Below are 23162 nucleotides of genomic sequence, written 5' to 3'. Positions count from 1 at the left end.
AAAGAGAAAGGTATCAAATTTACGTTACGAAAACAAGACGTCGGCCCAAAGCCGACGTCGCAATCAAACGAACTTGCATGTGGTGTTTCTACGCTTCGATCTCTTCGCGGATGCCGTATTTTTTCAGGCGGTAGCGAAGTGTTTCGCGGGTCATGCGCAGGAAGCGCGCGGCGGCGCTTGCGTTGTTGCGGCAATGACGCATGGCGATGCGGATTAGCTGTTTTTCGACTTCCTCAAGATTGACCCCGCCCGTCGGCACATCAATCGAGAAGCTGTCCCGATGGTCGAGCATGGCGTCAATGTCGCGTTCGGGCACAGTGGCCTTGCTGGGAGTCGGCGTCTCCTGCATCGGCAGCACGGCGAGGTCGGCGGCCTCGATGTAGGGTCCCGCGCCAATCAACACGGCGCGCTCGACGGCGTTGCGCAATTCGCGGATATTTCCGGGCCAGTTGTAGCTCATGAGTAGCCGCTCCGCATCGGGAGAGATGCCTTTGATGCTCTTGCCGAATTCGCGGTTGAAGCGTTCGATGAAATGCTTGGCGATTTCCACCGTGTCGTAGCCGCGTTCACGCAACGGCGGCAGGTGAATCGAGAACACGGCGAGACGATAATATAAATCGCGCCGGAATTTTCCGGATTCAATCTGTTCCATGAGATTCGCGTTGGTCGCGGCAATCAGGCGGAATTTCATCTGCAGCGGCTGCGTGCCGCCGACTCTGCGGAAGGTGCGTTCTTCGATGACTTTCAGGAGTTTCACCTGCAGATTGAGCGGCATTTCGCCGATTTCGTCGAGGAAGAACGTTCCACCGGAGGCCACTTCGAACAAACCGCGTTTGCGCTGCTTGGCGTCGGTGAAGGCACCTTTTTCGTAGCCGAAAAGTTCCGCTTCGAGCAGTTGCTCAGGCATCGCGGCGCAGTTGACTTCGACGAAGGGTTTATCGGCATTGGGCGACGCCAGATGCACGGCGTGTGCGACAAGCTCTTTGCCCGTTCCTGATTCACCCGTCAGCAGCACGGTGGCAGAAGGCACGGCGGCCACTTTGCGCGCTGTATCAATCACGTGCTGCATCTGCTTGCAGTTGCCGACCAGGCGGTCAAAGCCGTAAACAGCTTTGCGTTCATCGGAAACGCGCTCGATTTCACGCGCGGTGGCGACGTTGGAGAGCGCGCGGTCCACCAGCAGCATGAGCTTTTCGAGATTGAGCGGCTTGCCGAGGTAGTCGAAAGCACCGTGTTTCAATGCCTCGACAGCTTTTTCGGGAGTAGCCTGCCCGCTGATAATCAGAACCGGATGCTGCGGTGATATTTCGTGAATCTGTTGACAGAGTTCAACGCCGTCGATTCCGCCCGGCAAACCGACGTCGAGAATAGACAAATCGGGCGCCATCGTACGCATCTTTTCCAGACCCACGACAGCGTCTTCCGCTTCGATGACTTCATAATCCTTGATTTCGGCGACTTGGCGGATGATTTCGCGGATATCGCGGTCGTCATCCACAACCAGTAATGTAGCTTGCATGGCAAAACCGGGTTTGTTGCATTGCACCAACTTATCGGAGAAATACAGAGCAACAACAGGGCCATTTGCACCAGCAGCAATACCGTTGCACCAGAACTCGTTAGTTTTCTGCCATTCTGTCTGTTGGAATCGCAAGCGAAACTTTAAGTCTGCAAAACAAAAAAGCCCCGCAAGGGTTTGCAGGGCGTTGCACAGTGACTTAGGACAGGCGAAACTACACTTTGTGCACCTCTACAGTAGCGTGCACGATGCCGACGTGCTTCGGGAGTAGCGACTTGTAGTGATTGGGAGAGGCGTCCTGGGAGGTCGTGATCCAGAGTTCGCAGGCATAGAGACCGGGTGCGATGGCCCAGATATGCAAGTCGGCGATGCGGGCTTCGGTTTGAGTTTCGATGGACTGATGCACAGCGGTAATGACCGATTCGGGCGCCTGCCGATCGAGCAGCACTTTCCCTGAATCGCGCAGGAGTCCCCATGACCAGCGGCCCACGAGAATAGCTCCCACGATTCCCATCATGGGATCCATCCAAGTCAAGCCGTAGAACTTCGCGGAGAGCAGGGCGGAGATGGCCAGTATCGAAGTCAGCGCGTCGGCCATCACGTGAAAGTAGGCGGCTCGCAGATTGTGGTCTTCAGCGTGAACGTGCACATGATCCGAGTCGTGCTCATGAGCATGATCGTGGTCGTGAGTGTGCTGTACACCAAGAATAAACACGCTGGCGCCGTTGACGATTAGGCCCACAACGGCCACAAGAATCGCCTGATTGAATTGAATGGCAACCGGATGCAGGAAGCGATTGATGCTCTCCCATGCCATCATCAGTGAAAAGACGGCCAGCAACAGTGCACTGGCGAAGGCGGCAAGCGAGTTGACTTTGCCGGTTCCGAAGCTGAAGCGCGGGTCTCCGGCATATTTGCGCGCGAGCACATAAGCGGCCCAACTTAAAGTCAATGCGACGGTGTGCGACGCCATGTGCAGCCCGTCGGCCAACAGCGCCATTGAGCCGTAGAGCAGGCCGGCGGCGATCTCCACGATCATCATCGTGAACGTGATGAACACGACGATCAACGTGCGCCGTTCTCCCGCGCGGGGAATGTCCTGACCGAAAGTATGAGAGTGTGAATACATGGTTCAGAAACACACTACCCCGACGTGAAGCCGGGGCAATGCTTATCGTAAATTCGAAAGAGAGTCGTTAGCGGGTGGTGACAGTCATCGGAACCCAGTTTGCGCCGAAATCAATGTGCTCAACCCAAACGGTCGCGGCCTCATCCGTCGTCCACAGAACAAGACGGAGCGAGTAAGTTCCGGCGGGAACGGATGCAAGCGTCTGGAAGAAGAGATCGCCCGGTGCGACTTCCTTGACTTCCTGAGACGAGGCCACAACCAAACCGAAACTGTCCAGCAACTCAAGGCGACCGCGCCACAATACGCCTTCGCTGTCTTCGTCATCTTCGACAATCGCCGTGGCGAAGAACGTCACTGCGGAGTTGGCATTCAACGTGAAAGAGGAAGACGCGAAGTTCGTCGGCGAATTGGAGACTTCGTTGTCAGTATTCAGTAGGTGAGAGAATCCGCCGGTGGAGACGTTTCCTGCCACACGTGCGGAATCCGCCCAACACGCGATAAACGCATAGGGCACAGCCGTCATGAACTGACGCGGATTCAGGAAGTCACCGTTGTAGGACAAGCCGAGCCACGCGCCGGCAGGCGGGAAGAACGCGGGCGAAAGTGGCATGATGATGCCGAGCGTAACTTCGAAAACGCCGTTTGTGACGGTCACATCCTGCCATTCGGACCAGATCGGCGGGCCGCCGACGGGACCGGTGAAGATGTGGAAGCCGATGTTATATACGCCGTCCGCCATAACTTCGCCTTGGGAATCGGTGAAGATCGCCTGATAGGTCATGGTGGTCGGACCAATGGCCCAGACCGGCACAGTAGCCAGCAGCAGGGCAAACAGAAGCGTCGCGAGTCTCATAGAGAGTCTATCCTGAATGAGAAGAGTTTACTTAAGAAGAGTTATTTTGCGAACCTGCACGCGGGCATCCTGCGACAGCCGCGCGAAATACTGTCCGCTGGGCAGCGTGGCACCGTGCTGCGTGCGGCCGTCCCACGTGATGGAATAGGAACCGGGCTGCGCCGCAGGGAAATCGAAGCTGCGCACGTTCTGACCGAGCACGTTAAAGAGCGCAAGCGTAGCGTCCCCCGCGTGATCCAGCGAAAACGGAATCACGGTGGACGGATTGAACGGATTCGGGTGATTCTGCTGCAGCGCGAACTCGTGGACCAACTCAGCGGGACGGTTCGGCGTCGACAGCGGACGTGACAGGAACTGCGCGCGTGTCACAATGTAGCCCGAGCGAATCGTGCCGCGCGTGGCGTTCGTGGAAGCTGCAATGATAGGCTGACCGATGTAGCCTTTGATGGTTCCGGCGGCACTGGTGGACGCGCTGTTCGAATTGAAGAACATCGGCAACTTCGCCGCCTGCGGCCAAGCGATGGCCGGGAACAGCAATGCGCACAGCAGGAAACAGAGTCGAAGTCTTGAGGTCAAGGGCAGAATCTACAGCAAGTGATATGAACGGGAAGAAACGACACCGCGGACGCAGCCAACCAAAACCACAGATAAATCAAGGAGTTAGTCTATCTTCTACGCCACGAGATAGCCATACAGGCTAAAGCACTTTAACCTAACCAATTGACATATGAAAGTCAAGGCTATTCGTGAACTTAGCGGCAAATTTGGAGCCAGGCAAGGCAAATTGCACGAGATGCTGCAAGATAGAAACAGTATGCCTCTTATCTGTCAGCACCGTTGAATAAGGGTGACCCAGAGGTATGGTAAAGAGAATAACTACAGGAACTAAGAAATAAAAGAGTTTCTTTTCGATAATTCGAATTTTCGGAGAAAGGTGCCGATTTTTATTGCGTTGCGGAGTGGTATGGGGTATATTTGGTATGTTAGTCATACCGAAAATGCGTGTGTATTTGACCCAATTACCATAAGGAAGAGGAAAAAGTATGAAAAAGATCCTGATTTCTTGTCTTGTTTTGACAGCACTTTGTTGTAGCATGGTCTACGCTGCGGCGAAGGAAGTCAAGAACGTGGACGTTGTGAACGTCCTGAACTATGATGCGCAGAACGCATCAGAGCTGAAGTTGCAGATCCAAGTGATTGAAGCCCAGTTGGCGGAGAATTCGATCCGCGGCATTGAATCTCCGGATCTGAAGGCTCGCCTGGCAGAGCTGTATGCACAGGTTGAGCCTGCCGACCGCACGGGCAGCCGCACTCTGGATCAGGGTGGCGAAAGCTGCGCCAATGCCTTTGTGATTGCAAGTGCACCGTTTTCTGACACTGGCACCTACGGTTTGACCGATGACTGCGTCGGCAGACCGTATTTTGATGTGTTCTACACGTATACAACGGTATATGCCGGGAATCACGTCTTTGACATGTGCGGCTCCGATGGAGACTCATACTTCAAGATCTGGACTGCGGGAACATGCTGCAGTGGCACGTCTACGACTGGCGACGACGAATGCGGTGGCGCAGACCCACAGCGCACGATTAATTTTGCAGCAGGCGTTGTCCTGTTCATCGAGTGCGGCAACTACTACTCCTCGATGACCGATGTCAACTACATTTTCAATCTGCAAGCACCCGCGCCTCCGGCTCCGTACAGATGCTGCTACGGAGATCCGTGCAATCGATCCTGCGCAGATATGTATGAGGCTGACTGTGTGGCACTCGGCGGCACTTGGACGTCCGGCGTGAATTGCGCGACCAGCCCGTGCCCGACGCCGCTGCCCGGCGATCTGTGCTGCAACGCTCTGCCGGTTCCCGGTTTGCCGTTCACGGCTACGGGCAACACGTGCGGCTATCAGAACAACTATGACGCAGTATGCCCCTTCACGGGCGGAACGGCCAAGGATGTGGTCTACACGTATACTCCGACCGTAGATCAGCAAGTGACGTTCAGCCTGTGTCTGTCCGGCTACGACACGAAGATTTATATCTATGACGGCGCACCGGTACCGGGCGGAGAGATTGCCTGTAACGACGACGCCAACCCGTGCCCCGGCTCCACCGGCAGCTTCCGTTCGCTGTTGGAGTGCGTGCAGCTCTATGCCGGTCACAGCTACTGCATCGTGGTGGACGGCTACGGCGCCGCTTGCGGCGACTATGTGCTGACGATGGACGCCTGCCAAGTTTGTGACGTGGTCTGCCCGCCGAACGGCACGCCCGAAGGCGAGCCGATTTGTGAAGACGGAAGCATTGATACGTACAATGCGGGCTGCAACGATCCAGTGGCGTTCAGCGCACTGCCGCTACCCTGCGGTGTGGAGTTCTGCGGCACGAGCGGCACGTTCCTGTATAACGGTTCGAACTACCGCGACACCGATTGGTTCGTGTTCACGGTCACGGATGATCTGGACAGCAACGTGTTCTGCCTGACCGCAGAGTTTAACGCGTATTTCTTCCTGTTCCCGATGGCTTCGTGTGCGGACATTAGCGGCGGCGTGGTTGCGCCGATCATCGTGATGCCTGCGGCACCGTGTGTGCCGACCTGCTATACGAACTGCCTGCCTGCCGGTGACTACATTGCGGTGGTCTTACCGCAGGGCTTCACGGGCGTTCCGTGCGGAGCAGAGTATGTGCTGACACGTACGTGCACTCCGTGCAGCGAGCCGTTTGTGTGCCGTTGCGACATTCATCCGAATACGCATTGCGAATATGCCGTGGACAACACCACCTATCCGATCAACAATCTGATTCCGACGACTTACGTAACGATCAACGTTCCGATCGAATATCAGATTACGGACTTGAACGTGTGTCTGGATATCGTTCACACGTGGGACAGCGATCTTAATATCACGTTGACGTCGCCGATGGGCACGGTCATTGACCTGTCTTTGGGCAATGGCGGCAGCGGTGATAACTTCACCTGCACGACGTTTGACGACGAAGCGGCCACTCCGATTGGTTTTGGCGCGGCTCCGTTTAGCGGCAGCTTCCAGCCGGATTCCCCTCTGTCGGCGGTGGACGGTGAGAATGCCGTCGGCGCGTGGGTGCTGGCCGTGACCGACCTGTGGGGTGGTGACGATGGCTGGTTGAACTGGGTCTGCCTGACCTTTGAGTATGACATCATTCTGCCGGTGAACTTTGGCAGCTTTGACGCGGTTGCTGGTGACCGTCAGGTGACGTTGAACTGGAACACGCTTTCGGAGAACAACGTTCATCACTTCGACGTGATTCGTGACGGTTCGAAGGTCGCGGAAGTAGCGGCGACGAACAGCGCGACGGGGTCGGACTATCGTTACGTGGACGGGAACTTGACGAACGGGACGATTTACAGCTACAGTCTGGTATCTGTGGATGTGAACGGTGCTCGTCAGGAGCTTGCGAGCGTGGAAGCGACTCCGAACGCGGGTGCTGCAGTGATCACGGAATATGCGTTGCATCAGAACTATCCGAACCCGTTCAACCCGACGACGAACATTGCGTTCGACCTGGTGGATGCGGGCTTGGTGAAGATCAGCGTGTACAACGTGATGGGCCAGAAGGTTGCGGAGCTTGTGAACGGATCGTTCGAAGCTGGCCGTCACGTGGTGTCGTTTGACGCGACGGGTCTGTCGAGCGGTTTGTATCTGTACAAGATGGAAGCGAACGGCTTCACGGCGCAGGCGAAGATGGTTCTGATGAAGTAAGCTTAGGGTTAGAGCCTTGAGACGCGGGGCGGACAGCAATGTCCGCCCCGCTTGTATTTCCGGCATTCGAAGCGGCACTTAGACATTACAGGTGACCCACCAAGAGTTTAGTCAAGTGAACGCTTGAATGTTGAAATTTGGAAACAAGATGCCTCTTTCACAAAGCGAGAGTGAAGAATTCTGACCCAGAGGTTGACATAAAGAACTAATTTACAGGAATAAGAAAAAACGGACAAATCTGGCGTTTTTTATCAACTTTTTGCGAAATCGCAGTGCAATTGATTGCGCGATGGGGCTGTATGGGATATATTTGATATGCTTCAGTAAGGAAGAATGCAAACAGACCTAACGAACCCATAATCAGCCAAGGAAGCCAAAACATGAAGAAGCTATTGACTGTTTGTACCATGCTGGCCTTTGTCGTCAGCACGGCGCTGGCCAGCGGCAGCAAGGAAGTGACGAAGCCCGTGGAGACCTCGGGCAAGTCGGCGGACGCGACGAAGCAGGTGATTCACCAGTATGACCACAGTCTGGTGAAGCCATTGCCCCGTGAAGCGGCCGAAGATGAGCGTGAAGCTCAGAAGTTGGAACTTGAGTCGTTGACGGCGGCAATTAATGCGCTGTCGGCCGAAGGCAAGGATTATTCGGCACAGAAGGCGCGTGCCAATGAGCTGTACGAGCTGCTGTTCCCGGCTCGCGGCGCGGACCGTCTGGATCAGGGTGGCGAGACGTGCGCCAACGCGACCGTGATCAGTGGAATCCCCTACTGTGACCAAGGGACGACGGTTGGCTACCTCAACGATTATTCTGGTGGCTGCCATAGCACGGGCGGACCGGATGTGGTTTATGAGTTCACTCCGGCCGCCGACGTCGTCGCGGTCGTTTCGCTGTTAGGCTCGGGATATGACACGGGCTTGCATGTCTGGGAAGGCTGCCCGGGTTCAGGAATCCTTATCGGATGTAACGATGATTTTGGTAGTCTTCAGTCATGCCTTCAGAACCTGCTCCTGTTTGCGGGACGTACTTATTACATCGTTGTAGACGGATTCAGCATAGCCTGGGGCACCTACACCCTGCATGTTTCGAATGATGGAGTGTGCGGCAGCGGCGATTGCCCGAGAACCTGCACGGATCCGGGTCCGGTCGCGGATCATTGTGAAGACGCCATATTGGCGCCTGTTCCCTCCATTCAGTACGGTTCGACGGTCGGCACGTCGGCTGAAGTCCTGGGCTTCTGCGGCACCAGCGACGGGCTAAACGGCGGCGTGTGGTACAAGGTGGTCGGCAACGGCAACACCTTCACGGCCTCGACGTGCGAACCGTGCACGGACTTTGACACGAAGTTGCGTGTCTTCACTTGTGGTTGCGACCTGCATACGTGCGTGGCCGGCAACGACGACGATTTCAGCTGCACACTCAACAGCCTTAGATCAACGGTTTCGTGGGCAACGGATGCAGGCGCCACGTATTACATTTTGGTGCACGGGTTCAGCACTAATGCTGGACGCTTCGGCCTCGTGCTATCGGATGACGGCGTTCCCTCCAATGGCGACGGCATCACCTGCCCGTGCCATGACGGATCGCTGGCGGCTCCCGGTACTACGAACGGCACGACGGTCGGCTCCGGCAACGACTGCCCGACGCGTCCCTCGCAGGAGCTCGTGATTCAAGTGAGCATTCCGTACTCCGCCGATTGGCGCTTCTCGCTGTGCGGCTCGCAATATGACACGTATCTCTATGTAGGTACAGACTGCTGCCTCGGTGATATCGGTTCGAATGACGATGCCTGCGGCTTGCAGTCGGAAATCTGCACGTTCGTTCCGCAGGGAATCGTCTATGTGACGATTGAGGCGTATAATTCTTTTGGTGCCGGCGACTACACACTGACGGTTGAGCCGTGCGTTCCGCCGGTCGGGAGCTGCTGCTACAGCGTGGCGCCCTTCGACGTGTGCAGTGTTCCGCTTTGTGTGGACGGTGTGCTCGAGAGCGAGTGCGACGTGCTGGGCGGTGTCTGGACGCGCTTCGGAACCTGCGCAGAGAATCCGTGTCCGTCGAATGTTCCGTGTGTTTGCGAATGCGCAACTCAGGCGGACGCTCACGCAACGTTTGCGGTTGACGCCACGACGTACCCGATCAGCGAAGTTTACCCGACGACGTGCGTCACGATCAACGTGCCGATCGAGTATCAGATTACCGATCTCGACGTCTGCCTTGATTTGGTTCACACGTGGGATGGCGATCTTGATATTACATTGACGTCGCCGATGGGCACGGTTGTGCAGCTTTCCAACCGTCGCGGAGCCAACGGTGATAATTACACCTGCACGACGTTTGACGACGAAGCGGCCACGCCGATCGGCGCAGGCGCGGCTCCGTTTAGCGGCAGCTTCCAACCTGAGACGGCTCTATCGGATGTGGACGGCGAGAACGCGCTGGGTGACTGGCTGCTCTGCGTGACGGATAACGTCGGCGGCGATCAGGGCCACATTCTGGGCGTCTGCTTGAAGTTCGAATACGACAGAATCTTGCCGGTGAACTTTGGCAGCTTTGACGCGGTGGCCGGTGATCGTCAGGTGACGTTGAACTGGAACACGCTTTCGGAGAACAACGTTCATCACTTCGACGTGATTCGTGACGGTTCGAAGGTCGCGGAAGTAGCGGCGACGAACAGCGCGACGGGGTCGGACTATCGTTACGTGGACGGGAACTTGACGAACGGGACGATTTACAGCTACAGTCTGGTATCTGTGGATGTGAACGGTGCTCGTCAGGAGCTTGCGAGCGTGGAAGCGACTCCGAACGCGGGTGCTGCAGTGATCACGGAATATGCGTTGCATCAGAACTATCCGAACCCGTTCAACCCGACGACGAACATTGCGTTCGACCTGGTGGATGCGGGCTTGGTGAAGATCAGCGTGTACAACGTGATGGGCCAGAAGGTTGCGGAGCTTGTGAACGGATCGTTCGAAGCTGGCCGTCACGTGGTGTCGTTTGACGCGACGGGTCTGTCGAGCGGTTTGTATCTGTACAAGATGGAAGCGAACGGCTTCACGGCGCAGGCGAAGATGGTTCTGATGAAGTAAGCTTAGGGTTAGAGCCTTGAGACGCGGGGCGGACAGCAATGTCCGCCCCGCTTGTTTATGCGAGGGATCTTCGCTACCTTACACGCAGATTCAGAGGAGAAACATCATGCTGTTCGGTGCGCACACGTCAACCGCCGGGGGATTGCACAACGCTTTCAAGTGGGGAATGGAATTCGGCTGCGAGTCCATTCAGATATTCACTAAAAGCCAGCTACAATGGCGGGGAAAACCGATAGAACCGGAAGCGGTCACTCAGTGGTTTGAAGCCTGGGAAGCGGCGGGTGAGCCTCCGGTGCTCGTGCACGACAGTTATCTGATTAATCTCTCGTCGCCGGACTCTGAGTTGCGGCGCAAGTCGATTGACGGATTCATTGATGAACTTGAGCGCGCGGCATTGCTCGGGATTCCGTGGGTGAATACACATCCGGGATCGCACAAGGGAGCGGGCGAAGAGGCCGGACTAAACAATTGCGCGGCGTCGTTGCGGGAGGTGCTGCTTAGGACTGAGAACCTTGGTGTGGGAATCCTGCTGGAAACGACGGCAGGTCAGGGCGGAGACTTAGGTGCGAAGTTTGAGCATCTGGGTTATCTCATTCGGGAGTGCCGGCAGGATGAGCGGATGGGCGTGTGTGTAGACACATGTCATATCTTTGCGGCGGGGTATGACTTCCGTACCGAAGAATCGTATGCGGAGACTTGGAAGAAGTTTGATGAAGAGATCGGATTACATCTCTTGCGGGCGTTTCATCTGAACGATTCAAAGTTCGAGCTGGGGCAGCATCGCGACCGGCATGCGGCAATCGGCAAGGGATTCATCGGACTGAGCGGCTTCAAGCTGCTGGCCACAGATCCGCGATTTGCCGGGCTTCCCGCGACGACGGAACTGCCGGATGAGGACACGCCGTCAAGTATAGCAACACTGAAGAGCTTACGGGACCAGTAGATTCCGAAGCTTCTGAAAACGAGCAGGGCCGCACGAAAGTGCGGCCCTGTGTATCTGAGGTCAACGATACCTACGGGGAGCAGCTGTGCACAACAACGAGGAACTGTTGCGCAGACAAACTGCTTAGGGTGGTCGACGCGAGTCCCGGGGCGGGGACATCTTCCCCTGCAACAAGCGACCAGCCCGCACTGGGCGGCGGCGTGACGAGCGTGGCATCAGACGTGCCATATACGTCGTAGTGACCGAGTTGCGGAGCGACCCAATGCAAGGCGACTTGGTCATCGGCCTCCCATGCAATCACAACGTTTTCTGCGGGCAGGCAGGGCGCGGGGGCTTCAACAGTCACCGAGCCGATCATGCCTGAAGCCGCATGCACTTCACAGCGGTAATTGTAGGTCCCCACAAGCGGTGCGGCGAAGACAAACGTATACGTAAAGGCGCTGCCCGTCGGTTCGCCACTGCGAAAGACGGGAGTCGGCGAAACTTCGGCAACATTATGAACGCCAGCGGTCTTCACCCAACGGACGGTGTCACCCTGTTGAATAGTTATGTTCGCCGGACTGAAGGACAACGAGTTCACGTTCACCGTATGCAGCGTGGCAAGAGCATTGCTCGCGCAGAAAAGTACAATACAAATCCACAGGATTCTCATCATCATCATCTCCCCATCTGGTAGTTGAAAGTTCAAAGGTGCAAACGACCACAGCTAACGTGCTATTGTTGAGGCGCATTGTCAAGGAATCTCAGACGAAAAAGAAAACCCGCGACTGTGGCGGGTTTTCAACATGCGGAAAGCTTAAGGTCAGAAAAACAGGTGCAATTGACACTCGAACTGCTTCTTATTGCGTGGCTGCGATGTCCCAGTCGTCGGTGACGCCTCTTCCGTGGAGTACAGCCGATGCTTGGCGGAGACTTCCACCCACGGCAGCAGATAAGTGGAGAGTCCGATGGTCGTGCGCTCGGCCTCTCCCGCGATGTTTGACGTTTCGGCGTTATCAAGCCAGTCATACGCCCCAATCAGCCATATGCCTTGATAGACCATCATTTCAAGCTGAGCTGTCGAGTAGGCACTCGTCACGGCGAAAGGCGCCCAGAAGGGAGTCCAATCCTTGCGGTCGTATTCGAAGAGCAGAGTCGTGGCCAGCCAGCCGAAATTGGAAGCACCGCCTCCGGTTCCCATGCGGTTGTGCATGCCTTCAAAGGCAAGGCTGCCGAAACCTCCCCACGCTACTTCGCGGGATGCGGCCTGCGGGAAGCCAAGCTCTGGATCGCGGGCTTTGCCGGGTGCGTGCATCCCACTTGCGCCAGCGCTGGCAATGAACTTCTTCGCAAAGGGCAGGCGTTTCTGTCCGTAGATTCGTCCAATCCAGCGTTTCTGCTGATCGCGGTCAATTGGATAGTTCGATTGTCCGGCGGTGTAGGATGCGCTCATGTCGATTCCCACGATGCGTGTGCCCGCCTCTAATCCAACACCATAATGCGGGGGAGTGGGTGCGGAGAAGGCGCCACCGTCGAATCCGGCCCACAGACCTGTGCGAACATAGGAGGTATGATCGGCAAAGCGGTAGCCGTAATTTTCCTGAAACTGGCCACCCTTGACCCACGCCTTGAAGCCTTTCAGGTTGGCAAGGCCGTAGGCCTCCATTCGTCCGCTGGCATCGGCCACCCCGCGCGAGACGTAGACCATGAAATGGTCCGTCGGGCGGATTTCGAGATAGACATTGCCTTCCATTTGTGCGACTGAACCGGTATTGGTGGAAAACGGTGCCGAGAGTCCTGTTTCCGTGGTATCACTAAGCGTATTCGTGGAGAGCCAGATCGTTCGCAGGTCGGCTCCGATGGTTACGTTCTCAGAGAGCCTCGGTTTGATTTTCTCAAGGAACTCATATTCGACTGGCTTCACGGGCAGATATTGAGGACCAAAAAAAGTGCTTCCGTAGAGTTCGCGCATGCCGTTTCCGGTAGGATTGACATGGCAGAGGAAGCAACTTTGTCCGAACAGCGCACTATACTGAGGACGCGCCAGAGCGGAAGAGGCTGATATGAATACCAGTAGTATCAGAAGGCAAAGTGGAAAGCGCATGAGCGGGCCTTTAAGGAACATGGGGTGTCCGTTCACTTAATGTTGAATTATAGCAATATACACAACGAGATAAGAGTGCGCAAGGGTGTTTGCCTTGTGACTAAAAACCTCTTATATTGTGTTTCTACTCGAATTGGCACCAATGCCACAGAAATTTTAGTCCTCCCCTCGCAACCCCGTGTGCCGAAATCGGCCCGACTTGCGCCTGTAACCATGTTTCACTTTAGTAAATACCACGGTCTCGGTAACGACTTTCTGCTGTTTGACGGGCACGGCATAAGCCCGGAACAATTTACGCCCGAACGCGTTCGTAAGGTTTGTCACCGACAGACCGGCGTTGGGGCGGATGGTGTGCTTTTACGCACAAACAGCGACTTAGCTGTGCACCGTATGTGGCTGTGGAACGCCGACGGGTCGCCCGCGGAGATTTCGGGCAACGGGCTGCGCTGTTTTGTGCTGTTTCTGAAGGACCGGGGATATGATGTCTCTGGCGAATTGACGATCGAAACGGGGGGAGGAGTGCAGCGGGCGTGGTATCGTAGAGATAATGTTGTGGAAACAACGATGCCGTCACCCGATTTCAGCAACAGCGCCGGACCGCGGAGCTTGACTTTGAGTGCACACGACCAGACTTTCGATGTTCTCGCGGTCAATGTGGGGAATCCGCACGGGGTCATTTTCGGGCCTGAGCGTGACATTCCATTTGCGGAGAAGTATGGTCCGAATCTGGAAAAGAACAGCGCATTTCCCGAAGGCGCAAATATCGAGTTTGTGAACGTGATGTCACCGGATAGTTGCCGACTCGTGGTTTGGGAACGCGGTGCGGGGATAACGCTCGCTTGCGGTTCGGGCTCGGTGGCCACGGCGTGCGCGGGCTGCGCGATAGGCCACTTCCGGTTTGACACACCGATCGCGGTTCATCAGCCCGGCGGGACACTGCACATTACCGTGGCGCACGACTTCAGTGAAATCCGCCAGCGTTCAATTGCGGAAAAGGTGTTTGAAGGAGAAATCGATCTGTTGCGCTCGGCACCTTGAGGAAGATGTCAGGAGTGCATCACACAGTGCAACTCTTGTCAAGCGAAATAAGTATAGTCACTGACACAAATAATTAGCTCTCCCTTGTCTACACCCGCAACAAGACTTGCCCGACTGCCGGAATACCTGTTCGCCGATCTTGAGAAGAAGATTGCGGAGCGAACAGCCGCCGGACGGGATGTCATCAATCTCGGAATCGGCGATCCCGACTTACCTCCGCCGGAGTCATTTACCAGAAGTCTGCAGGAGCACGCCTCAGATCCCGACGCGCATTTCTATTCGTCATCGCGCGGTGATGCCGGAGTGCGCAGAGAGATTGCGAAGTATTTCAAAGGACGATTCGGTGTAGAGCTTGATCCGGATTCGCAGGTGTGCGTCGTTCTCGGCGGGAAGGAAGGGCTGTCTTCGCTCGGTCGCGCCTTCGTGAATCCAGGGGACTACGTCGCCTGCCCGTCGCCGTCTTATCCGGTCTACGCGCAAGGCGTTGCAACATTATGCGACGGCCACGTGCGGACGATGCCGCTGACGAAAGAGAATGGTTTTCTGCCGGACCTGAACATGGCCGAAACCACCAGAATGCTGTTCGTGAACTACCCGAACAATCCGACAGGCGCGATTGCTACTGACTTATTCTGGCATCAGCTTGCAGACTTTGCAGATACGCATCCTACGACAGTGGTATGCCACGATCATGCCTACAGCGAAATGACGTTTGGCGATTATGTTGCACCGTCATTCCTCCAATACACGCAAAATGCCGTTGAGATGCACTCGCTTTCGAAAGTCTTTAACGCGACGGGTTTCCGAATCGGCTTTTGTGTTGGACGCGCAGACTTGATCTCGGCGCTCGTTAGAGTCAAGTCGCAAATCGATTCCGGCGCGCCGTTGATGATTCAGCGCGCAATGGCGGACGGGCTTGCAGGTTACCGCGGTACACAACCGCCGAATGAAGTCGTGACCATCCGCAGGATTTACGGCGAACGCCGTGCATATACCGAAAAAGCGCTGCGTGACCTCGGCCTCGATGTCATCGAAAGTCCGGCCACGTTCTATGTGTGGGCGCGAGTCGGTGACGACGAGTTGCCGTTCGTGCAGCGTGCGCTGGAGCACGACGTCGTTGTGACGCCGGGCCGCGGCTTTGGTCAAGAAGGCACCGGCTATATCCGGCTTGCGCTGACGCAACCGCTCGATCGCATCAAACTTGCCATGAAGCGACTCGCATGAAATCCAATTCTTCACCTGCAAAATCCAAACTCTTTTCCCGTGGTTGATCGCTTTCGACAAGTTGTGAGCGGCCGACCGATCATTCTCGGCCATCGCGGTTCGCCGAAGAACGCGCGAGAAAACACGATTGATTCCTTTCACATCGCCATAGATGAAGGCGCAGACGGTGTCGAACTGGACGTGCAGATTACGCGTGACGGCGTGCCGGTTGTTTATCATGACGACAACTTTGTAACCGGCGAGCGATTAATTGACTTGACGTTCTCGGAAATACGCGAGGTGATGCACGGTCTTGGTGCGCATGTTCATACGCTCGACGAAGTGCTGCGCGAACTGGCGGGCCGGGGGTTTGTGAACATCGAAGTGAAAGTCGGCGGTCACGAGGAAACGGTTATCGCGATCGCTCGGGGGACGCTGCCCAAGGATACCTTTCTGTTTTCGAGTTTCCTGCCGGAAGTCGTCGCGACCTATCGCGCATTGGCGCCGGACGTACCTGCAATCTGGATCGTCGCGCAGCGAATTGAATTAGTTGACGCGCTCGAATTGGTGCAGCAATGCGGTGCGCGCGGCATCGCCTTTTGGCATGAACTGATTACGCCGGAATTGGCAGGTTTCTTTCAGATCCACAACGTGCCGTTGTTCACGTGGACAGTGAACGATCCTGAAGAGTTCAAGCGTGTGATAGAGTTGGGAGTCTCGGGCGTGATAACCGACGAGCCTGCGCGGTTGGTTGCGGTTCAATGATAGGTCTGGCCACGGCGAGTATTCATCCCGAACTCTCCGGCGGCGAACATCTCTTCTTTGAAGAATTGACACGACGCGGCGCCTGCCGGATCATCATATGGGACGATCCGTGTGAATCGTGGCGCGAGTGCGAGCAGATTGTCGTTCGCACGACATGGGACTATAGCTGGCGTTTGCCGGAATTTCTGAAGTGGATTGAGCGCGTTGAGAGCGCGGGCATTCGCCTGTACAATCCGCCTGCAATACTGCGGTGGAACATGGACAAGCGTTATCTGCTCGAGCTTCAGGAACGGGGAGTAGTGATCCCGAAAACGACGTGGATACCGCGCGGCACGTTCTGCGAGGAGATGCTCCGTCGCCATGTGTCCGAGCCGTCGGTCATCAAACCAGCGGTTTCGGCGGGAGCCTATGATACCTTTTGCGTGTCGACCGACAACATCCCCGAAGTTACGGACAAACTGAAGGATGTTGCGCGACACAAGGACCTGCTACTGCAGGAGTTCGTTCCGGAGATCCTTACTCCGGGAGAATATTCCTTGATATTCTTTCGCGGCACATTTTCGCATGCAGTGTTAAAGACGCCTGCTTCTGGCGATTTTCGCGTGCAGCCGCGTTACGGAGGGCAGCAGGAGACGACACAGGTTGATGCAGATGTGATCTGTCAGGCGCTGAAAGTTCTCTCCGCAATTCCGTTTGAAGACGTTCCGCTCTATGCGCGCGTGGACGGAGTGCTACGCGACGGGCGGTTCATCCTGATGGAACTCGAACTTGTTGAGCCGTATTTGTTTTTGGAGTGCCATCCGGAAGCTGTCACGCATCTTGCATCTTACGTATGAGTTCTTATTTTCAACTGTAGATACCCATGCAACCTTCGAAACCACACAACCGTTTAGGCGACATCACCGAAGCGATCGGGAATACGCCGCTCGTCAGGCTGAACAAGATCGGCAAAGGTCTCGAGTCGGAGATCTGGGTTAAGTGCGAACATATGAATCCCTCCGGCTCGGTCAAGGACCGCATCGCGATTTACATGATTGAGAAAGCTGCACGCGACGGCGAATTGAAACCCGGCGGGTTGATCGTCGAAAATACGAGCGGCAACACCGGACAAGGCGTTGCGATGGTAGCCGCTGTGAAAGGTTATCGCTGCATCTTTACGATGCCGGATAAGATGTCACAGGAAAAAGCCGACGGAATGAAAGCTTACGGCGCGAAAGTGGTCGTGACACCGACCAACGTGCCCGCAGACTCTCCGCAGAGCTACTACGAAACCGCGAAGCGCATTCACAAGGAAACGCCGGGCAGCTACTACGTGAACCAGTATCACAATCCCGTAAATACCGAAGCGCACTATCATCTGACGGGCAAGGAGATCTGGGAACAGACGGAAGGGCAGATTACTCACCTCGTTGCGTGCGTGGGCACATTCGGAACATTTGCGGGCATTGCGAAGTACTTGAAGGAGAAGAATCCGAAGGTCAAGTGCATCGCCATTGATCCTATGGGATCAATCTTCTACAGCATGTGGAAGACGGGCAAGATGAGCGAGCCGTTCGTGTATAAAGTTGAAGGCATGGGCGAGGACATGATCACGGGCAATATGGATCTCTCGCTTGTCGATGACATGATTCAGGTCGACGATGCGATGTGTTTTACGACAGCGCGCAAACTCTGCCGTGAAGAAGGCATTATGGCAGGAGGTTCCTCCGGCGGCGCGATTTATGGCGCGCTTGAGGTCGCGCGCAAGGCTCCTCCCGGATCAGTGATTGTCACGATTCTGCCAGACAGCGGCTCGCGCTATCTTTCCAAAATGTTCAGCGACGAGTGGATGCGCTACAACGGGTTTGAGAGTTCATCGCAGTTCGGAACAGTGCACGATCTTCTGCAGGCTCGTCTGCCGTTTACGCTGATATCCGTGCAGTGCGGCGACAAAGTCGGCGACGTGATTGGCAAAATGAAGGCGAACGGCATTTCACAGCTGCCGGTGGTGGAAGAAGGCCGCGTGAAAGGGTTGATACAAGAAGCAGACCTCCTGAATTTCCTGCTGGCCGGAGTCGGGTCGGCGCAGTCGAGCATTGAACCGATCATTCAGAGCGACTTCCCGACGGTGACGGAAGAGGAATCTCTGGAAGCTGTGAGTGAGATATTCACCCGACTCGCGCGCAACGCTGTGATGGTTGTAAGGGACGACGTGCCGAGGGATATCATCACGAAGATTGACTTGATAGACTTTCTACTGCATCGCAACCCCGCGAAAGCATAAAGCAAAGGACGGCGATAGCCGTCCTTTCAGTCAGAAACGTTTTCGTTTGTCGCGTGGAACTCAGTAGTCCTCCTCCACCTCGCTCAGCATTCTTTGAAAACTTCTGAATCGTGATTTTGGCAATTGTCCGTCGTCGAGTGCCTCGGCCACCGCGCAGTCCGGTTCGGAAATGTGCTTGCAATTTCGGAACCGACAGTTGGACGCAAGCTTTTCAATATCGGGGAATAGTGACACGAGGTTTTGACGAGTCAGACCGTAGGGGACGAAGCTCTTCATTCCCGGGGTATCAATCAGCGCGGCGCTTTCTCCGTACGGAACGAGCAACGCTGCAGAAGTCGTGTGCGTGCCTTTGCCTGACCACGCGCTGACATCGCGCACCCGCAACTCAATCCCGGGGACGAGCGAATTCGTAAGCGAACTCTTGCCGACGCCGGAGTTTCCGATGATCGCAGACACACCTTGACTCACGATTTGCCTCACGCCGTCAATGCCTTCTCCGGTGACGTTACTGACGGCGAGGATCGGGATTTCAAACGGCGCGTAAAGTTCCCTCACTTCGTGCAGGTGCTCATGGTTTGTATCGAGGTCGGTCTTGGTGACCACCAGCAACGGCGGCACCTTCCCGAACATTGCGGCGACGACGAAGCGGTCAATTGCGGCGATTTTGGTTTGCGGGCGAGCCAGCGAGACTACAATCAGCACGCGATCGGCGTTGGCAAACATCACCTGCTTCTCTTTTCGCAATCCCTTCCGCAGGTACGCGTTCGCACGCGGCAAAACCTCATCAACCGTCCACTTGCCGCTCTCTTGCGATGCGACGACGTGATCGCCGGCGGTGATACCGTCACCGTCTTCGAAGAGTTTCCCGCGCAACACAGCCTCGACTTCTTCTCCCGAGAACAGCCGAAGGAGGCACGTACGGCGCGCGACACTAGCGACTCGCGCGTTGCTTTCAGGTGGTGGAATCAGCACAATATGCCTTCATGAAATCACACAAGCAGATCAGCACGGAACGAGAACGGCAAGCACGCAACTCAGCGTTCGCGACCGCGCTCAGGTTGGTGCGGACTCTCATTGGTTTCACAGTATTGGGAGTCGGTGTTCTGCTGATCGTGTTGCCCGGTCCGGCCTTTATTGTCATCCCCATTGGCTTGGCGATTTTAGCGACCGAGTATGCCTGGGCCAGAAGATACCTGCGGCGCTTCAAGGAAGGTGGCGAAAAGCTCGGCGCAATCTTCTTCAGAAAGCGAGAAGAGAAGTCTACCTCGGCGGGACCAGAGCCGCAACGCCCAGATTAAGCGCGGCATGGTCGCCATAAAGGACGACCAAGTCATTTACTTCGAGCGGCGTATTCAGAAAGTCACCTGCATATGAGCAGCCGCCCCGCAATAGCGCGATAACCTGACAGCGGCTCTCGTTCGAGAATCCCAGCGCGTGCAAAGTCTTTGCGCGCGCTTTGCTGTTTTCGGCAATCGGGACGGCCTCGACAAGCCGCTGCATGAGGAGCTGAGAAAGCCGGTCGCCACCAATTGCTGTCCCGCGCAACGCTCCGTAACTTTGACTGCGCACCGCTTCCACCTGCGCCGCAACGATATGAGGCGGGATATGATAATGGGTGAGCAACTCGACAAAGATGCGCAGCGAGGTTTCAAACTCCTCGGGAACGACAAGTGTCGCGCCCAGCCGCTCCAGTTCTTCGACTTCTGCAACGTATTTTGTGCGCACGATCAGATGTGCGTTCGGATTCAGTCGATGAATTGTTGTGACAGCGCGTCTCGTGGCCGCAGGGTCCGAGATTGCGAGTACCACGCTGTCAAATTCTCCGACGGTCAGATACTCCAGAAAACCGGTGTGCGTGACATCACCGTAGTGAATAATCTCACCTTCGTCACGGGCCTGCTGCACTGTCTTCGGGTTGAATTCAAGAATCTCGTAGTAAATTCCAGCCTCACGCAGGACTCGCGCAACATTATGTCCGTTCAGTCCAAACCCGACTATCAGAACCGCGGGCTTGGGACGAGACTGCTCGGGAAGTTCTACGATATTCTGCGGTACTTCACTTCCCAGTCGTCTTCCGGCACGATACGCCACATGCGGCGCGACTTGCATGATTAACGGCGTCAATGCCAGCGTCACGCTGGAGGCTGCAATGAAATACTGGAACTCAAAGTTTGTGATAAGGGCACTGGCGAGAGCTGCGGAGAGCAATACGAAAGAGAATTCACTGATTTGAGCCAGATAGATACCGCCTTGCACACGTTCCCGAAGCGTCATGCCCAATCCCGGAGAGATCAGCACGACGACGACAGTCTTGATTACCACAACGGCTGCACAGACAAGGACTACTTTGTCAAAGTTCATCGCAACGAACGACAAGTCCATGAGCATGCCGATGGACACGAAGAAGAGCGAGGAAAACAGCACACCGAACGATTGAACCTGCGAGTAGATGTGAGCGGTGAACTCGTTCTCAGAGAGAATTATTCCTGCAGCGAAGGCGCCGAGCGCGAGCGATAGTCCAGCGAGAGAACTCAGGGCGCCGATCACCAGCAGAACCAAAATCGCAAACAGCAGAATTGCTTCGGGGGCCTGTATCTTAACCAGCCAGCGCATCAGCGCTGGAATGACCCATCTCCCAAGCAAGTAGAGAGCCAATAACCAGATCACCAGAAGCGCAACGCGTATCGACACAAAGTACATTGAGAAGTCGCCGCTTCCAAGAATTCCCAATGTCATCATCATGGGAACTGCGGCCAGGTCGGTCACGACGCAAATCGCCACGACCATTTGACCCATAGTCGTGGCAAGCTCGCCCTTGTCCGCGAGAGGCTTAAGCACAACTGCCGAAGAAGATCCCGTGACAATGAAGCCTGCGATGAGCGACGTGGAAAAGGAAAATCCCAAAGACATCATCAGCGCGGTAATGACTCCGGTTGTGACGATGACCTGTGCAATCGCGGTGAACAGGACCCGGTGTGACATGCTTTTCAGCCCGGAGAGCGAGAGCTCCAAACCCACGATAAAGAGCAGCAGGATCACACCGACTTCCGCGGAAGATTCGACGTGATCCATGCTCTTGATAAATCCCAGCCCCGAAGGGCCGATCAGAATCCCGGTGAGGACAAACCCCGCAATTGGCGGAAGCCCGATCCGGCGCGAAAGAAACAGCACCGGAAGGGAGCAGGCCAGTATGATCGCGAGATCATAGAACATCGGAATCTCGTGACTCATGGTGCGAACAGGCTGCACAAGTAGGCAGCCGCGAATCCTCCGTAGTTACCGATTGCGTAACCGATCATTGCCATCAGAATCGAAACCGGCACCAATCGCTCATCGTGACAGGCCGCCACCACAGGAGCAGATGCAGCGCCGCCAATGTTGGCCGCCGAGGCGATAGCCGCAGTATGCACGTCCACTTTGAAGAGCCGTGCCGCCAATAGCAGAAATGCACCGTGAATGAGAATCCACACGCCTGCGCCTAATAGAAACCACGGCGCCTGGCCGGCAAGTCCCTCGAGGCTCGCCTTCGCGCCCATGTTTGCGACAAAGAGGTAGATGAGCGCCATCGCAAGTTCCTGTGAACCGGGAATGCGGCGCGCAGGAGTGGCGGATAGTATCAACCCAAAAGTTGTGACGAGCAGAATACGATAGGTCTTTTCTGAGACCACTGGCTCCATCGGCGGCAGGACTGCCGCAATCATTTCGGATAGTGCAGTCACCGCAAAACCAATCGCGAGCAGATAGACCAAGTGGCGCATTGCGAGCGGTTCTTTCTTGACCTGTAACGCTTCGGCAGCCGCCTTCATCTGATGCACGCGGTCGTCAGAGACTCCGGTAAACTTGTGAAAGCGGTCGGCGATGTTTTTCGAAGCTAACAGAATCGGCAACCAGATCAGGTAGATCCCGTTGTCGGCAATCACCGCAAGGCCGAAGTCGGTGCCGCTTGTGCCCAGACCTTCTGCAACTCCCGCCATGTTCCCCGTCCCGCCTATCCAGCTTCCAGCCAGCGTGCCGAAACCTTTCCATGCTTCCGGCCCAAGCTGACCCGCTACCAGCGCATAGCCGATCGGAGCACCAAGCACCACTCCCAGCGTTCCGGCAAGCATCACGAACACCCCTTTGCCCATGACTTTGAAGGTGGCAGCGACATCGACGTTAAGGAGCAATAACGTGAGGAACATCGGGAGCGCAAGATCCGAAAGCTGAGTATAGACAGGCGATTTGGCAGGGATTATGCCGCCGTTGGAAAAGGCGACTGGCAACAGATAGATGAATAATAGCGGAGGGACAAACTCGAAGAGCTTCCAGCGCGTCTTGCGCTCAAGCCAGAAAAAGGTCGCAGCGGTGATGGCCAGGACGGCGAGCACCGAGGCGGGACTGGAAAGCAGTGGTTCGGTCATGCAGGCCTCAGGATGATCTTACCCTTTCAATTTAGGCTTTTAGAGTCTTCATGCAAGTCGTATTAGACTGCAAAGCCCTGAAACTCCAAATCCTGCAAATTGCTTCGAAGCTGAGGCGGTTTTTGGCTTGCGAAGAGTTGCCCTTTCAT

18 protein-coding genes are annotated in these 23162 nt (G+C 55.8%); 9 read left to right on the top strand and 9 right to left on the bottom strand.

The window, feature by feature from the left end; translation table 11 throughout:
• Positions 1-88: 88 nt before the first annotated feature.
• The 4 genes from KJZ99_10545 to KJZ99_10530 all read right to left on the bottom strand — a co-directional run bounded on the left by KJZ99_10545 (position 89) and on the right by KJZ99_10530 (position 4077).
• Positions 89-1519 carry a sigma-54 dependent transcriptional regulator gene (locus KJZ99_10545; protein ID MCL4306345.1) on the bottom strand — a complete coding sequence of 477 codons (1431 nt, stop codon included), beginning with the start codon at positions 1517-1519 and terminating at the stop codon, positions 89-91.
• A gap of 214 nt (positions 1520-1733) precedes the next feature.
• Positions 1734-2648, bottom strand: a complete 915-nt coding sequence (gene dmeF / locus KJZ99_10540; protein MCL4306344.1) for a CDF family Co(II)/Ni(II) efflux transporter DmeF — start codon at positions 2646-2648, stop codon at positions 1734-1736.
• A gap of 67 nt (positions 2649-2715) precedes the next feature.
• Positions 2716-3501: a hypothetical protein gene (locus tag KJZ99_10535; GenBank protein ID MCL4306343.1), complete on the bottom strand. Its 786-nt coding sequence runs from the start codon at positions 3499-3501 to the stop codon at positions 2716-2718.
• A gap of 27 nt (positions 3502-3528) precedes the next feature.
• Entirely contained in the window at positions 3529-4077 is a 549-nt protein-coding gene (locus KJZ99_10530) for a T9SS type A sorting domain-containing protein (protein MCL4306342.1), read from the bottom strand.
• A 467-nt stretch (positions 4078-4544) separates the two neighbouring features.
• Between KJZ99_10530 and KJZ99_10525 the strand changes: the two genes are divergently transcribed.
• The 3 genes from KJZ99_10525 (at position 4545) to KJZ99_10515 (ending at position 11261) form a co-directional block, all read left to right on the top strand.
• A complete protein-coding gene (locus KJZ99_10525; protein ID MCL4306341.1) occupies positions 4545-7235 on the top strand; it encodes a proprotein convertase P-domain-containing protein in 2691 nt (896 codons plus the stop codon).
• A 380-nt stretch (positions 7236-7615) separates the two neighbouring features.
• Positions 7616-10318, top strand: a complete 2703-nt coding sequence (locus KJZ99_10520) for a proprotein convertase P-domain-containing protein (GenBank protein ID MCL4306340.1) — start codon at positions 7616-7618, stop codon at positions 10316-10318.
• A 106-nt stretch (positions 10319-10424) separates the two neighbouring features.
• Positions 10425-11261, top strand: coding sequence for a deoxyribonuclease IV (locus tag KJZ99_10515; GenBank protein ID MCL4306339.1), 837 nt, complete (start codon positions 10425-10427; stop codon positions 11259-11261).
• 70 nt (positions 11262-11331) lie between these two features.
• On the opposite strand, the gene KJZ99_10510 is transcribed toward KJZ99_10515, so the two are convergent.
• Complete coding sequence (locus KJZ99_10510; protein ID MCL4306338.1) at positions 11332-11916, bottom strand: hypothetical protein; 585 nt, start codon at positions 11914-11916, stop codon at positions 11332-11334.
• A 147-nt stretch (positions 11917-12063) separates the two neighbouring features.
• A complete protein-coding gene (locus tag KJZ99_10505; protein ID MCL4306337.1) occupies positions 12064-13365 on the bottom strand; it encodes a hypothetical protein in 1302 nt (433 codons plus the stop codon).
• A 192-nt stretch (positions 13366-13557) separates the two neighbouring features.
• On the opposite strand from KJZ99_10505, the gene dapF reads away from it, so the two are divergent.
• The 5 genes from dapF to KJZ99_10480 all read left to right on the top strand — a co-directional run bounded on the left by dapF (position 13558) and on the right by KJZ99_10480 (position 18613).
• Complete coding sequence (gene dapF, locus KJZ99_10500) at positions 13558-14382, top strand: diaminopimelate epimerase (GenBank protein ID MCL4306336.1); 825 nt, start codon at positions 13558-13560, stop codon at positions 14380-14382.
• Between the two features lie 84 nt (positions 14383-14466).
• Positions 14467-15606 (top strand): aminotransferase class I/II-fold pyridoxal phosphate-dependent enzyme, encoded by a 1140-nt coding sequence (locus KJZ99_10495; GenBank protein MCL4306335.1) that lies wholly within the window; start codon positions 14467-14469, stop codon positions 15604-15606.
• A 63-nt stretch (positions 15607-15669) separates the two neighbouring features.
• Positions 15670-16350: a glycerophosphodiester phosphodiesterase gene (locus tag KJZ99_10490; GenBank protein ID MCL4306334.1), complete on the top strand. Its 681-nt coding sequence runs from the start codon at positions 15670-15672 to the stop codon at positions 16348-16350.
• Positions 16347-17186: a hypothetical protein gene (locus tag KJZ99_10485; protein ID MCL4306333.1), complete on the top strand. Its 840-nt coding sequence runs from the start codon at positions 16347-16349 to the stop codon at positions 17184-17186. Before KJZ99_10490 ends, KJZ99_10485 begins: the two co-directional genes overlap by 4 nt.
• Positions 17187-17212: 26 nt before the next feature.
• Positions 17213-18613 (top strand): pyridoxal-phosphate dependent enzyme, encoded by a 1401-nt coding sequence (locus tag KJZ99_10480; GenBank protein ID MCL4306332.1) that lies wholly within the window; start codon positions 17213-17215, stop codon positions 18611-18613.
• Between the two features lie 60 nt (positions 18614-18673).
• Here the strand turns inward: KJZ99_10480 and rsgA are convergent, their stop codons facing one another.
• Positions 18674-19585, bottom strand: coding sequence for a ribosome small subunit-dependent GTPase A (gene rsgA, locus KJZ99_10475; protein MCL4306331.1), 912 nt, complete (start codon positions 19583-19585; stop codon positions 18674-18676).
• Between the two features lie 11 nt (positions 19586-19596).
• Between rsgA and KJZ99_10470 the strand changes: the two genes are divergently transcribed.
• On the top strand, positions 19597-19911 hold the full coding sequence (locus KJZ99_10470) for a PGPGW domain-containing protein (GenBank protein MCL4306330.1): 315 nt from the start codon (positions 19597-19599) through the stop codon (positions 19909-19911).
• On the opposite strand, the gene KJZ99_10465 is transcribed toward KJZ99_10470, so the two are convergent.
• Both KJZ99_10465 and KJZ99_10460 read right to left on the bottom strand, forming a co-directional pair.
• Positions 19874-21844 (bottom strand): cation:proton antiporter, encoded by a 1971-nt coding sequence (locus tag KJZ99_10465; GenBank protein MCL4306329.1) that lies wholly within the window; start codon positions 21842-21844, stop codon positions 19874-19876. The two genes, KJZ99_10470 and KJZ99_10465, sit on opposite strands and share 38 nt — an antisense overlap.
• Positions 21841-23013, bottom strand: coding sequence for a DUF819 family protein (locus tag KJZ99_10460; GenBank protein MCL4306328.1), 1173 nt, complete (start codon positions 23011-23013; stop codon positions 21841-21843). Before KJZ99_10460 ends, KJZ99_10465 begins: the two co-directional genes overlap by 4 nt.
• Positions 23014-23162 lie beyond the last annotated feature (149 nt).

Source organism: bacterium (assembly GCA_023382385.1).
GTDB lineage: Bacteria > Electryoneota > RPQS01 > RPQS01 > RPQS01 > JABWCQ01.
The sequence above is the reverse complement of the archived record's forward strand: the minus strand, read 5'-3'. Positions and strand labels throughout refer to the sequence as shown.